At 39.4% G+C, this 13593-nt stretch carries 11 protein-coding genes; 3 read left to right on the top strand and 8 right to left on the bottom strand.

Annotation, left to right across the window (positions count from 1 at the left end; all coding sequences use genetic code 11):
* Nucleotides 1-28: 28 nt before the first annotated feature.
* The 8 genes from F885_RS03935 to F885_RS03970 form a co-directional block, all read right to left on the bottom strand.
* Entirely contained in the window at nt 29-1453 is a 1425-nt protein-coding gene (locus F885_RS03935) for a hypothetical protein (protein WP_005321852.1), read from the bottom strand.
* The gene (tssG, locus tag F885_RS03940) at nt 1453-2448 is read right to left on the bottom strand and encodes a type VI secretion system baseplate subunit TssG (protein ID WP_005321850.1); all 996 of its coding nucleotides are present in this window, start codon (nt 2446-2448) and stop codon (nt 1453-1455) included. Before tssG ends, F885_RS03935 begins: the two co-directional genes overlap by 1 nt.
* A complete protein-coding gene (gene tssF / locus F885_RS03945; protein ID WP_005321848.1) occupies nt 2412-4220 on the bottom strand; it encodes a type VI secretion system baseplate subunit TssF in 1809 nt (602 codons plus the stop codon). Before tssF ends, tssG begins: the two co-directional genes overlap by 37 nt.
* A 12-nt stretch (nt 4221-4232) precedes the next feature.
* Nucleotides 4233-4709, bottom strand: coding sequence for a type VI secretion system baseplate subunit TssE (gene tssE, locus F885_RS03950; RefSeq protein WP_004654759.1), 477 nt, complete (start codon nt 4707-4709; stop codon nt 4233-4235).
* A 77-nt stretch (nt 4710-4786) separates the two neighbouring features.
* A complete protein-coding gene (locus tag F885_RS03955; RefSeq protein WP_004654761.1) occupies nt 4787-5290 on the bottom strand; it encodes an Hcp family type VI secretion system effector in 504 nt (167 codons plus the stop codon).
* A gap of 51 nt (nt 5291-5341) precedes the next feature.
* Nucleotides 5342-6823, bottom strand: a complete 1482-nt coding sequence (gene tssC / locus F885_RS03960) for a type VI secretion system contractile sheath large subunit (RefSeq protein WP_005190398.1) — start codon at nt 6821-6823, stop codon at nt 5342-5344.
* Complete coding sequence (tssB, locus tag F885_RS03965) at nt 6816-7319, bottom strand: type VI secretion system contractile sheath small subunit (RefSeq protein ID WP_004805522.1); 504 nt, start codon at nt 7317-7319, stop codon at nt 6816-6818. The genes tssC and tssB overlap by 8 nt, the downstream gene beginning before the upstream one ends.
* A gap of 19 nt (nt 7320-7338) precedes the next feature.
* A complete protein-coding gene (locus F885_RS03970) occupies nt 7339-8046 on the bottom strand; it encodes a hypothetical protein (RefSeq protein ID WP_032859715.1) in 708 nt (235 codons plus the stop codon).
* Nucleotides 8047-8420: 374 nt separating this feature from the next.
* Between F885_RS03970 and tssH the strand changes: the two genes are divergently transcribed.
* The 3 genes from tssH to tssK are packed head-to-tail and all read left to right on the top strand — an operon-like array spanning nt 8421 to nt 13591.
* Nucleotides 8421-11087 (top strand): type VI secretion system ATPase TssH, encoded by a 2667-nt coding sequence (gene tssH, locus F885_RS03975; protein ID WP_005321845.1) that lies wholly within the window; start codon nt 8421-8423, stop codon nt 11085-11087.
* Nucleotides 11088-11112: 25 nt separating this feature from the next.
* Nucleotides 11113-12210: a type VI secretion system protein TssA gene (gene tssA / locus F885_RS03980; RefSeq protein WP_005321843.1), complete on the top strand. Its 1098-nt coding sequence runs from the start codon at nt 11113-11115 to the stop codon at nt 12208-12210.
* A 16-nt stretch (nt 12211-12226) separates the two neighbouring features.
* A complete protein-coding gene (gene tssK, locus F885_RS03985) occupies nt 12227-13591 on the top strand; it encodes a type VI secretion system baseplate subunit TssK (protein WP_005205118.1) in 1365 nt (454 codons plus the stop codon).
* The last annotated feature ends 2 nt before the right edge of the window (nt 13592-13593 follow it).

Genomic DNA, 13593 nt, shown 5'->3' with positions numbered 1-13593 from the left:
TGAGTTCTCGAATTCTTAATAAAGTTAATTAATCAGCAATTGCTACACTTTCCTGATCTTGTGTGATCTCAGGAACAGCTTGGATAAATGCTTGTAAATTTTGTCCATAAACAAAGGCGACTTGTGACTCAGAAAAATGTGCCCCCAACATTAATCCAAACAGTTTTGCCACGTTTTGGGTGTGTCCAAAAATAGGTTTACAGTACAAGTAATGGTGTGCCTCGACTGGACTTTGCTTAAAAAACTGTTCCAATTTTTTGGACACCTTGACATCAGCACCATCCTCAACCACCAATACAAAAGGTTCTTCAGCTTGATACTGAGGTAAATCATCAATCCCCAGCTCTTTGAAAATTTGATCGATATTATTTTGATTACTGACCAGCTTAAAGGTCTTCTCGGGTTGTAACTGTTCTAGCTCCACCTCAGGATTCGCCAGACAACTACTGCTCACAAATTCCGCAGGGATATAAGCACTTGCTCCCCAAGATTTTTCATCAATAATTTCTTGATCAATTTCTGAATCTGCCGCAATGATCAATGAAATTTCATGGGCTTGGTTTTGAATCCGATCAAGCAACTCCAGCAGATGTTGCTCAGTCGATGCCGCACTGAGGTAGTGATATTCAATATGGAACTTTTGGGGAATGATGCCAAGATCGTAAAAAATGGCCTGAATACTTTCGTTGCTACTCAAGTCATTCCAGGTATGCACCACATCTTCAGACAATAAAATGTGCAGATTTAATTTATCCAAACGATAGACCTGCTCTACCTGAATGGACTCATGCGCCTCATCACCCGAAAAACTTGGATCAATCCATGCAGGGTGCATCCGGTATTCATGCAGGTTTTGGCTTTCATAAAACAAACTAGACCGCTTTAAGTGGTCTGAAATCGAAGCCAAAAGTTCCGTGTGCTGTTCAATTTGTTGATGGATCAGCGCCATGATGCGTTGCTGTCGAACCGACAAGAACTGCAATTCCTCATCATCCTCGCTTTGGACCTGTTGATCTAAGTCTGCAATGCGATAAGAAAGAATAGGGATGCCATGAAAATTCACCAGATCCTGATCTAACTGGGGACTGGTAAACTGCTTGATTCCCTCCAAAATCGAATCATTTTCACCCAGTGCACTATATGCGCCTGCCGCATAAAGATTCAGTGTTAACCACTTACTCTCCAGTACAATCGGCTGTGACTCGGTTGAGCTCTGCTCTGCATTTTGTTCAGCCTGCAAAGCGTGTTGCTTTTTTTCTTTATAATGTTGATATGCCTTATAGATCAGCCAAGGTGACAGTAACACCAAGGTCATCACGACTGGCAAAATCAGGAAATAATTAATTAAATCGGCAGATTCTGGTTGGTATTGAATATCACGCCAGTAATAAACCACCACCAAGCCGACCAAGATAAAGCAACTGATGAGTGTGGCTAAAATTTTCTTCACCATTATGCGGCTCCTAAAAGTGCATAACGTGTTTCCGTGTTATGTTGTAATTGTTCGGATGGCATTAAAAATGCCCCTTGGCCCAGACCTACCTGATGCCCAGAATTTAAACAGATTGGGGTGATTTCACCTTTATCCAAAATTAAACGTACGTCAATAAACAGTGTTGGGCTGCACCATGTCTGGATCAGGTGTTTTAACTTTTTATTTAAAGGCTGCTCAGGCAGGAAAGCTAAATACTGTTCTCGAGATAATGGCCCAATTTGAATCTCGATTTTGCCATCAATTTGCTGGACCGTATCGCCACAAAAGGTATTCACACCCAGTAGGCTTGGATTGCTACCGCCTAAGCTGGTCTTCTGCTCATCAGCCAGATGAAAGGTTTCTTTGACAAATTCTTGGATCTGAACCTGTTGATTAAACACACATGACAACACTGTTTTTAACGCATGCGCGGTATTGTTTTGCCCCTGCATCAAACCAGAAAATTCGGCAAAATACTCATCTAGATCTTGTTGTTGATGCTGAGAACGAATATAGCCATTTAAGGCATGCAGAATGTCCAGATAATGATTGTCTTGTTCAATCTCATAACGCACTGCCAAGTTATACGCTAAGCTGGCATCAACATATTTGGCTGTCAGCTTATGATTGAACAGACCTAAAAACTCTTTAATCTCGAGTCGCTGCTGTCGGCTACTTTGTTTTAATTTATTGGTATAGGTATAAGGCAGTGCCCCTTGTGTTCCTGTGAGTCCTACTACCAGATTGGTTAAATGGACACGCTGATCTTGATAACTGAGTTCTTCAATTTCAGTTGCAGGGAAACTTAAACTAAATGAGGTGCCAAATTTAAAATCTTCAGACCACCCCTGTGCTTGTAATGCCTGCGGATGATGGCGTAACAAGCGTGTAGATTGAATAAATTCAAATGAACCTGACTTTTTAAAAACTTGGTCGACTACAGAAGAGTCTTGCCACCAACGTTCTGCACGCATTGGTATATCTCCTGCTGGTTAAGACTGTCTTTGACGACCACATCAACAAAACTATTGATTTGAACCTTTAAATTAAAAATATGGCTTAATAACTGGCTGAAAATATAGAGACTATGTCCACGGAAAACGCTCTTATTCACCGAGAGCTCAGCCTTAACCCCACGAATAAACATCGGGAAAGGTTTTGCATTCATCAATTTATTGGTGGTTGAGAAGTTGAGCTGTTTCAATGCATCAATCAACAAAATGTTTTCTTTGGTATGCGGTAAGTTATATAAAGCCAAAAGCTCCTTCACATGACTCAGTGCATCCCCTTTCATCAATGCCAAGGTATTCAACGAAAGATGCGAAATAATGCGCCATTGCTCATTACTGTTTTTATCAAAATGATAAGGCGATGTCGGACGCTTTAAAATCAAGGCTCGTCTTGCCAAACTACTGTCATTTAAATTCAGAATATTATTGCTCTGACTTAATGCTTCATGCGGCAAATCACCATTGGAGCACAGCAAACGCGTACTAATAAAATCGGATTTGATTTCATAAGGTTTCAAATGCTTGGAAACAATCGAATACCCCATTTGCATGATTTTGGTCTGCGAAGGCAGATAATTTAAAGAATAGAAAAATTGAACCTTATCATTGTGATAATGACTCATTGCAAAAAAAGGCAATACAGGAAGATGCGTTTGCTCTTGATTGGTCTTTTCACGCACCATATTCATCTCAAGGATAGAATAGACTTGATACAACTCAGGATGATGCGCATCCGTGACCAATGGATATTGTAATTGGGTATGTGAAATCTTTTGCGGTTCGGCCTGCTTTTCAAACAGATTAATTGCCGGTGTGGTAAATAATTTAAAGTTGGCTATATTGAGCTCGGAATAATTACGGACCACGGCTTGATCATTCAAATTAAGTTTGAGATGGATCAAAATTTCAAAGCTGTTGTGCTGCTGTAATAATCCTTTGAGGACACTCAAATCCAAATTTAAGTAATTAAACTTCTCAGGGAAACAAAAATATTCCATCAATAAACGATAGGCATGATGGGTATGCTGATCAATCGGCAATAAACTTTCTTGTTCACTAAAGCCCATCACCTCAAAAGGATTACTTACCTCAATGACGCGCTGCCCTACCCGAATTGCAAAACCCGTATCTTTACGGAAAATACTATCCAAAACTTGCAGTGGAAAATTTGAAATAGCATCTAAATAGATCGGTAATTTTTCATCCAAAATCCATTGTTGGGCATCATTAAAGATTTCAAATTTCAAACTCAAGGTCGCATTTTGATTCAAATGCATATGCGTGCTAGGCGAAGTTTGAAACTCCAAATGCGTCAATGCGATCGGTAATAATCGAACCTCATTACTAGTGTTAAACTCGCATTGCACGCCTTTAAAACTGCGTGACTTCAACGCTGTTTTTTGTGGAATCAAATGTACTGCAGTTAATTGTTTAAGTTTATTGGTATCTTCAAAACTGACCACAGTACAGGCTGGAAAATGACGCAAATATTGCGGGAACATCACCTCAAATAAAGAATGAGTAAACAGCTCATAGCTATCGGCTAATTTTTTATCAATACGCGCAGCAATCAGGGAAAAGGCCTGAATTAAGCGTTCAATATGCGGGTCATCAATTTGTTCTTGGTTGAGTGATAGACGTTGCGCAATCTTTGGATATTTCTGCGCGAACTCTCGAGATTGTTGACCGAATTCTTGTAGTTGTTTTTCATAATACGGTAAAAGTTGCTCTATCACTGTTCGCTCACACTAAGTTCTGGCAGAAATAACATATTGTTGTGTTGTTGGTTTGAGTAAAGCATCGAAAAAAACAGGTTCATATAAGGGGTGGATATTTAAGTAAGCCTGAATACTCAAACATAGCGATCCCATATTATGCCCATCTAATAGCATCTCAACTTTGATCTGCCGCAATCTTGGCTCATGTGCTGCAATGGACTGCTCAATCGATTGACAAATTTTATCTCGATCCAATGGATTCGCCGTCGACAAGCCTACGAAATCGATAATTCCAAACTGCAAAATTGATTTTTTTGCCAGCGGAAATTCATCCATATCTCGATCAAATTGTGCGATCCGACTATTCAACAAGTCTTCCAAATCACGAGCAACAGACTCTCGTAACTGCTGAATCGACATCCCTCTTAAATAATCTTCTTGCTCTGGTACTAAACGATCAAATAATGTTGATCTGAATCCGTAAGGATATAGATGATCTAAATTCATTTTTATAAGAACAGCATCTTGGAAAAATAGAGGCTAATAGGCACCTATTAACCTCTATCAGAAAATCACGATACTGATTACGCAGCGTATGAAGCTGTGTTATTAGAAAGTGACCATTTCTTAGTAACAGCACCTTTCGCAGTACCGTTAATGTCTTGTTGGTTATAAGTCCACTCAACAGCTGCGTATTTCAAACCAAATGTTTCTGTTGGAACACCTTCTTCGTTTACAGTCGGTGTTACGCTAGAAACAAGAACGTGTTTCAATTTGATTTGTAAGTACTTGATGCGCTTATCACCATTTGCACGGTAGTAATCGATCTGTACTTCATCAAATGTATAACCCGCAGAACAAGCTTCCCAAAGCTTAGGACTAGTTGCATCCAAATCTTTAACGAAGATCATGTCTGAGTGCTCAACACGTTCAGCTGTATGGCCACCTACGCTACTAGAAGTCGCAGATTTAGGTTGACGAATGTTATGAGACCAAGAGTTAACTTCTAGCCAACCTTTGTGTTCAGAATCGCGAGATTCTCCGTCTACCTTGTACTTACCACGAAACTCAACATATATATCTTTCATTTAAAAATTACCTCTATTTTATTTAAAGTTATTATCTAGCTGATCTCATTGTTAATTTGAGGACTGAGGTAGTTCAGTCACGAGTCGTAAAGAAACAGACAACTCATCCAGCTGGAAATGTGGTCTTAAGAAAACCACAGACTTGTAGTGACCCGGTTGAGCTGGATCTTCTACAACTTTTACAGATGCCTCACGAAGCGGATATTGTGCTTTTGCTTCTTGAGATGCACCATCATCTAGCAAGACATATTGCGAGAGCCATTCATTTAAAAATGCTTCGACATTGCCTGCAGATGCAAAACTTCCCACTTTGTCACGCATCATTGCTTTTAAGTAATGTGCAATGCGCGATACCGCCATGATGTATTGGATTTGGCTAGAAAGTGCAGAGTTTGCATTCGCCGTATCACTGTCATATTTCTTTGGTTTTTGAGCAGACTGCGCACCAAAGAAGGCTGCGTAATCTGTGTTCTTGCAGTGAACCAATGGAATAAAGCCAAGGTCGCTGAGTTCTTTTTCACGACGGTCTGTAATGGCAATTTCAGTTGGGCATTTAAACACCACTTCACCATCTGAGGTTTTAAAGGTGTGTACTGGCAAGCCTTCAACTAAACCACCACCCTCAACACCACGAATCGCAGCACACCAACCATGCATATCAAAGGCATTGGTTAAACGTGTACCGAATGCATAAGCCGCATTCATCCATAAATAATCATCATGGTTTTCACCAGAAACATCTTCAACGAAGTTAAACCCTTCAGTTGCAGTACCTTCTTTCGGGTGATATGGCAGGCGACCTAAGACGTGAGGCATGGTCAATGCGACATAACGAGAATCTTCACTGTCACGGAAAGAACGCCATTGCACGTATTCAGCTGTTTCAAAGATTTTTGAAACATCACGTGGACGATCAATATCGGTGAATGATTCAAGACCAAGAATGCTTGGGCTTGCTGCCGAAACAAATGGCGCATGTGCTGCTGCAGCAACATGAGAAATTTGTTCCAATAAATACATATCTGACGGTGTACGATCGAACTCGAAATCACCAATCAACGCTGCATAAGGTGCACCACCAAATGAGCCATATTCTTCTTCATAAATCTTTTTAAACAAGGTGCTTTGATCAAAATCTGTTGCACCTTGGAAGTCTTTCACCAACTCTTTTTTCGTCGTATTCAACATACGAATTTTAATCATTGAGTTAGACGGTGTTTCTTGGCAGAAATAATAAAGACCACGCCATGTCGATTCGATTTTTTGGAATTGCTCATGGTGCATAATTTCACTCAATTGATTTGAAATTAATGCATCAATTTCCGCAATACGCTTATCAATTGACAAGGTCATATTTTCAGAAACAGTAATGGTTCCTGCCATGACTTCTTTTGCCAACTCACCAATTAAGCTTTTTGCACGAACATGCTCATCGTCATTACGGGCAATACGGCTTTGCTCAACAATTGAGTCCAACAAATTTGCTGATTCAGCTTCAACACTCGCTGCAGCGGCTGCTTGTAAATTACTCATTTTCAGCCTCCGCACTGAGTTGGCGAACTTGATCGGTATTTTTTAATACTTCATCCAGCAAATCTTCTAAACGTTCGCTGTTTGAAATCTTATTACGTAAATCGGTCAAACGTTCACGTGCTGCAACCAGCTTACGTAATGGATCTACTTGTTGAACTACTTGCTCTGGGCGGAAGTCTTCCATTGAGTTGAAAGTAAGGTCAACTGACATGCGCCCACCTTCTTCCGTCAAAGTATTTTCAACTTGGAAAGCCGCACGCGGAGCCAAAGATTCCATCACTTCATCAATGTTATCTAAATCAACATTGATAAATTTTTTGTCTTTCAATTTGGTCTTTTCTAGCTCTGATGCAGCGGAGAAATCCCCCATCACACCCACAACAAAAGGGAGTTCTTTTGACTCTTTACCATCACCAACTTCGACATCATATGTCAGCTGTACACGAGGGGGACGTATGCGTTGCAGTTTCTTCTGTACGCTTTCTCTCTTTGCCATAACTTTTCACCCTTGATTATTATTTCAACGAATCGAATGGATTCGAACCTGCCTTTTGAACAGTATTTGGTTGTTTGCTAACTGTTGGTGTTACAGCCGTTTGACGTTTCACCGGTGCAACTGTTTGAGTAACAGTACTACGTGTTGGTTGGGTTGTACGTACTTTTCTGTTCGTTGTACGTCGCGTTGTGTTATTGGTCGACGTATTTCGCATCTCATTTTTGACTGACTCATCGGTGATCGCCTTGCTCGTTGAGGTATCTGGAGCAGGTAAAGCAACACGGATGCTGTCACTGAGCTGTTTTGCTGGTGGATAAGTGAGTTCATTACTCAAATAGCGCATTTCGCTTGAGCGCATATGTTGCAATGCTTCATTGGCAATTTGAACACTGGCTAAAAAAGTAACATCCGTTAAAGTAGCACCGCGTACATTTTGCTCTTGTAACTGCGTTGCCAGTTTTAAAGCATTCATCGGTTGCTTTAATTCATACATACGCATTGCTGCTTGAGCCAATAAATCGTTTACACGCGAAGCATTATCTTTGTCACAAACTTGTTGATAAATATCTAATAAAGCATGATCCGTTTGGTTTACTGCCAACGGATTCTGTTTTAGACATTTACTTTTTAACTTAATTGGTTTTATTTCTTTATCATCAGCAAAAGCCGAATTACCGATTAAACCTGCTGTTATACAAAGAATTGATATTACAATACCTTTTTTCAAAATATGCCTCGTCATTATTTAACTTATAATTGAAGAGCTGACAATTATTGTTAAAAAACCCTCTTACTCGTCAATTTTTGTACATTTACATCATTTCCGCGAATTTAACAAAAAAAACACATACAAAGTCAATACTAGTTACGTTTATTAACATTATTAAATTTTCGTGACAGACATTCCTGTAAAAAAAAATTTAAAACTGGTGCATTTTTTGTTTAAAAGTGACATTTTTTGTTGTAGAATAATCTGTATACTCGAGCAGAGTTATGTTAAGTTTTTGATTTTATTCAAAAAATATTTCTAGCAAAAACAACCATACCAAGTTAGAAGTTAGTAAATAGCGCTTGGTATTTAAAAATTATTGTGAGTAATAAATGAGTAACTTAAAAGTTTTAATTACAAAACTGTCAACTCCTACTCGTACTGCATTAGAAAAGTCTGCAAACTATTGTATTAACCAATTGAATTATGAAATTGAGATTGAACATCTATTCGTTGAATTATTAAATCAAAACATAGTCAATGATTTACACATTTTATTAAAAAAAAATAATATCTCTGCTGATGCCTTAATTACTGATTTAAAAGAAACCATTGCTTCTTTACCTAAAGGTAATACCCGCACGCCCATCTTTGCAAAATCAATCATTCGGTTATTTGAACAAGCATGGTTACTCGCTTCTGCAGAACAAACGCCTTTAATACGTAGTAGTCATTTATTGATAGCATTGTTAACTGCGCCCGATTTACAACAAATCGCATTTAGAGCATCAAGCTTATTTGAACGTTTTCCAATCGACACAATGAAACATAAGTTTCTCGATATTTGTGAAAAAAGTAGCGAACAACCACAAACAGAAAACACCTCGAATAGTACTGAACAAACAACAAACACTGAATCTACTATCACGGCTGCAAAAACACCTGCCCTTGATCAATACACGATTAATCTGACTGAAAAAGCTCAAAATGGTGGTATCGATCCTGTTATTGGTCGAGAGTTTGAAATTCGACTCATGCTGGATATCTTGATGCGTCGTCGTCAAAACAATCCAATTTTGACGGGTGAGCCTGGTGTCGGTAAAACAGCAGTTGTTGAAGGATTGGCTTTAAAAATTGCACAAGGCTTAGTACCTGAAGCGCTCAAAAATGTACAGCTGCATAGTTTAGACATGGGTCTATTACAAGCAGGTGCAAGCGTTAAAGGTGAGTTTGAAAATCGTTTAAAACAAGTGATTCAAGAAGTACAAGCCTCTGCTCACCCAATCATCTTATTTATTGATGAAGCACACACCATGATTGGTGCTGGTGGGCAAGCAGGACAAAATGATGCCGCAAACTTACTCAAACCCGCATTAGCACGTGGTGAATTAAGAACCATTGCAGCAACAACTTGGGCTGAGTACAAACAATACTTTGAAAAAGATGCAGCCCTCAGCCGTCGCTTTCAGGTGGTCAAAGTTGAAGAGCCAACCGAAGAAGTGGCGATCGATATGTTACGTGCCATGATTCCAGTGATGCAAAGTCACTTCAATTTACATATTGAAGATCAAGCCATTATTACTGCAGTTCAAGCCTCTCATCGCTATATCAGCGGTCGCCAACTCCCAGATAAAGCAGTGAGCGTACTCGATACCGCTTCTGCCCGTGTTGCTTTAACCCAGAATGCACAACCTGTAATTCTGGATCAACTCAAAGCACAACAACATAATCTTAAATTAGAACATCAAATTATTACCCACGAACATCAACAGTTCCCGATCCATCATGAACGGTTAGATGATCTTAATCAGCAACTTGCAAACTTAGACAAAGAAATTCAAGACACTGAAACTAAATGGCAGCAAGAACTAGCGCTGGTTAAACAAATCCAGCAATTGAATGCACATACAGAACAGGACAATAAGACACAAATTGCTTCACTAAGAGCGGACTTAGCACAATTACAAGGTCAAACACCTTTAGTATTTGAACGTGTCAATGCACAAATCATCAATGAAATCATTTCAGATTGGACAGGTATTCCAGTTGGGAAAATGGTGAATGATGAAATCAAACAAATTCTAAGCCTTGAGGACAAGCTTGGCGAACGCGTCATGGGTCAAGATTATGCGCTCACTCAATTGGTACAAGGCATTAAAACCTCTAAAGCAAAATTAGAAGATCCTAACAAACCACAAGGTGTGTTCCTATTGATTGGCCCAAGTGGTGTGGGTAAAACTGAAACTGCCCTTGCTCTCGCTAATGAGCTGTATGGCGGCGAAAATCACCTCATCACCATCAATATGTCTGAATATCAGGAAGCGCATACGGTCTCATCGTTAAAGGGTGCCCCTCCTGGCTATGTCGGCTATGGTCAAGGCGGTGTTCTCACCGAAGCCGTTCGTCGCAATCCTTATAGTGTCGTGCTATTAGATGAGATTGAAAAAGCACATAGTGATGTTCAAGAATTATTCTATCAAGTCTTCGACAAGGGAATGCTTGAAGATGGCGAAGGTCGTGTGATTGACTTTAAAAACACCACAATCATTCTGACCTCTAATACAGGCTCAAGTGCAATTATGCAGGCATGCTTAAATCAACCTGTAGAAGAATGGCCACATGCCGAAGACTTAATCGAACATCTAAAACCAAGTTTATATAAGCAGTTTAAACCAGCCTTTATTGGTCGTATGCGCATTGTGCCTTACTTCCCACTGCATGATGAGTTATTGGTTCGGATTATTAAACACAAGCTTGGGAAAATTGTTGATCGTATTGAAAAGCAGTATGCAACCAAGGTTCAGTATTCTGATGATTTAATCGAATTATTGTTAAGCCGTTGTACCGAAGTGGATAGCGGCGCACGAAATGTGGACAACATCCTCAACTCAACCGTCCTTCCTGCATTGGCAACTGAAATTTTAGTGGCTCTCGCGGAACATAAGTTACCAAAACTAATTGTGATTGATACTAAAGATGATGAAATTACCTATCAGTTAGATCCAGTTGAGAAAGTAACCAAGAAACGTTCAACTAAAAAAACCAAAGCTGAAGTGTAAATTTTAAGATTGAGCCAAATTTGTGATGCATATGGATATTTTATCTTTACTAACGCCTATTAATGAGCAGTCACCTTGTGGTGAGGATTACTCATTTTCAAATGAGTTTCATGCAATTAAAAAAGCAAAGACCCAAGATGATGTACTGCTTGATCAAGGTGACTGGGTCACTGAACCTAAACAGGCCGATTGGGACTTTGTTGCAACGACATCTATAGATTTACTCCAATCGAAAAGTAAAGATATCCGTTTACTCACTTGGCTCTCAGAAGCTTGGGCAAACCTTTATGGTTTTGCAGGAATTTCCAAAAGTCTCGAGCTTAGCCATCGCTTATTAGAACAATATTGGTTAACCCTACACCCTGAAGTTGAAGATGAGGATCTAGATCAACGTATTGGCTTATTACAGGGCTTGATTAACCAACTGCCGCTATTGATCAAAAAAGTTTCTTTGATCAATCATGCGCCTTATTACCATTTGCTCGACTACGACAACTTTCTTTATCACGAGAATATCCGTCGTAAACAAAGCGATGATTATGAGGGTTCAAGTGGTTCGACAGAATTAGAGCAATTCGAACAAGCCTTATCAAATACAGATAAAAATTTTCAGCGTCAAAACTATCAACGTTTTAATGAGATCCTACAACAATGGGCAACATTGAAACAGGTTTTAGATGGTCTGCTTGGTTTAGACTCGCCGAGTTTTGCGGCAATCGATTCAAGCTTAGACACCATTCATATCACACTGAAAAAGATTTATAAGACCGATTTGTTTGAGCAACCGACTCAAACTGTCATTACTGAAATCGAAACATCGACAACGCCGATGGTACAACCCGTGACGACACAATCTTCTGCTCCCCAAAACCAGCTGTCTTTCCAGCCACAAGTTCAATCGCATGTCGAAAATCGCGAACAGGCAATGCGGGTATTGCAAGAAATTGCCACTTATTTTCAAAAGAATGAGCCGCATAGTCCTGTCAGCTATATGCTGCAGAAAACCATCAAGTGGAGTCAAATGCCGTTGCATGAATGGCTAACCCAAGTGATTAAGGATGAACATCCTTTACAAATGCTACAGGACACCCTTGGTGTTCAGCCAAAGAATGAATACGAATAATTGTTGGTAAATAAATATGTTTAAAGCAGAAAAGATTCTTTGGGGTGAAGGCTTATTTTTACGTCCTCAGCATTTCCAGATTCAAGACACCTACCATGAGCAACGCTTGAATCATACGATTCGAGCAATGATTCCACATGCCTACGGTGTGCAGAAATTAAAGTTCGATGAAGTTCAACTTTCTACTCATATTCTAGCTTTGCAAGAAGTCGAAATCATTTGGCAAGATGGTGAAATTTATCATGCGCCTGCACAAGACTTATTGCCAGAACCATTGTTATTAGATGACCTTAATCTACAAGGTGAAATGACGGTTTATCTGGCACTACCAATTTTGCAGGCCAATAAGAAAAACATTGCTGATGAAACACGTTCAGTTTCTAGTCGTTATCATAACTATTTGACTGAAACACATGATCTGTTTACTGATGCTAGCCCTGCTGAACTGAATTTGTTACGTCGTCGTGCCGAATTCAAATTGTTAGAACAGCATATTCAACCTAGTCAAAATTTAGATGGCTTCTTATATATTCCAGTCGCCAAGATTAAGCGTCAAAGCTCAGGTCATTTTGAGCTGGATAATAAATTTATTCCACCTATTTTACATATCGCGGCTTCTGAATCTTTAATTAATAATTTAAAGCGTACGCTCAACGTTATTAAGGCAAAAATTAAAACCATTCAAAGCAACAATCGTGAAAATGAACAGAAACTCATTGAATTCCGTTCGGGTGATATCGTTTCGTTCTGGTTAATCAATGCTTTAAATACGGCTTATGCAGGCTTGAATCACCTGTTGCAATATCCATTGATCCATCCTGAGCGTTTATTTTCAGAATTATTGCGTTTAACTGGATCTTTACTGACCTTTTCGACTGCGTATGATGTGGATCATTTGCCACAGTATAAGCATCACCAATTACAAGACAGTTTCCAACAGCTTGATCTGATTCTAAGAGATTTATTAGACACCATTATTTCGAGCCGTTATTTCAGCATTGCTTTAAAAGAAACACGACCATCGTATTGGGTTGGTAGTCTTGAGTCTGACAAAATTACCCGTGACACTCGTCTCTATATTGCGGTTTCAAGCAGCATGATGCAAACCCATGAATTGATCCAGATCGTTCCATTGCGCTTTAAAGTGGGTAGTACAATTGATGTAGAACAACGTGTTATTGCCGCTCTTCCAGCGGTTCCACTCCATCATTTAATGCAGGTGCCAACTGCAATTCCAGTACGTTCTGGTGTCAGCTATTTTGAAATCGAACCACATCACGAATTGTATCAACGTATGCTTGAGTCAGAATCTATCTGTGTCTATGTACCAGCTGGATTCCAAGATATCAGTATTGAACTCATTGCCGTAATGAATAGTTAAGA

Origin of the sequence: Acinetobacter higginsii (assembly GCF_000369845.1) — a bacterium.
Lineage (GTDB): Bacteria > Pseudomonadota > Gammaproteobacteria > Pseudomonadales > Moraxellaceae > Acinetobacter > Acinetobacter higginsii.
Note: the sequence above shows the minus strand (reverse complement) of the source record. Positions and strands in the feature narration are given on the sequence as shown.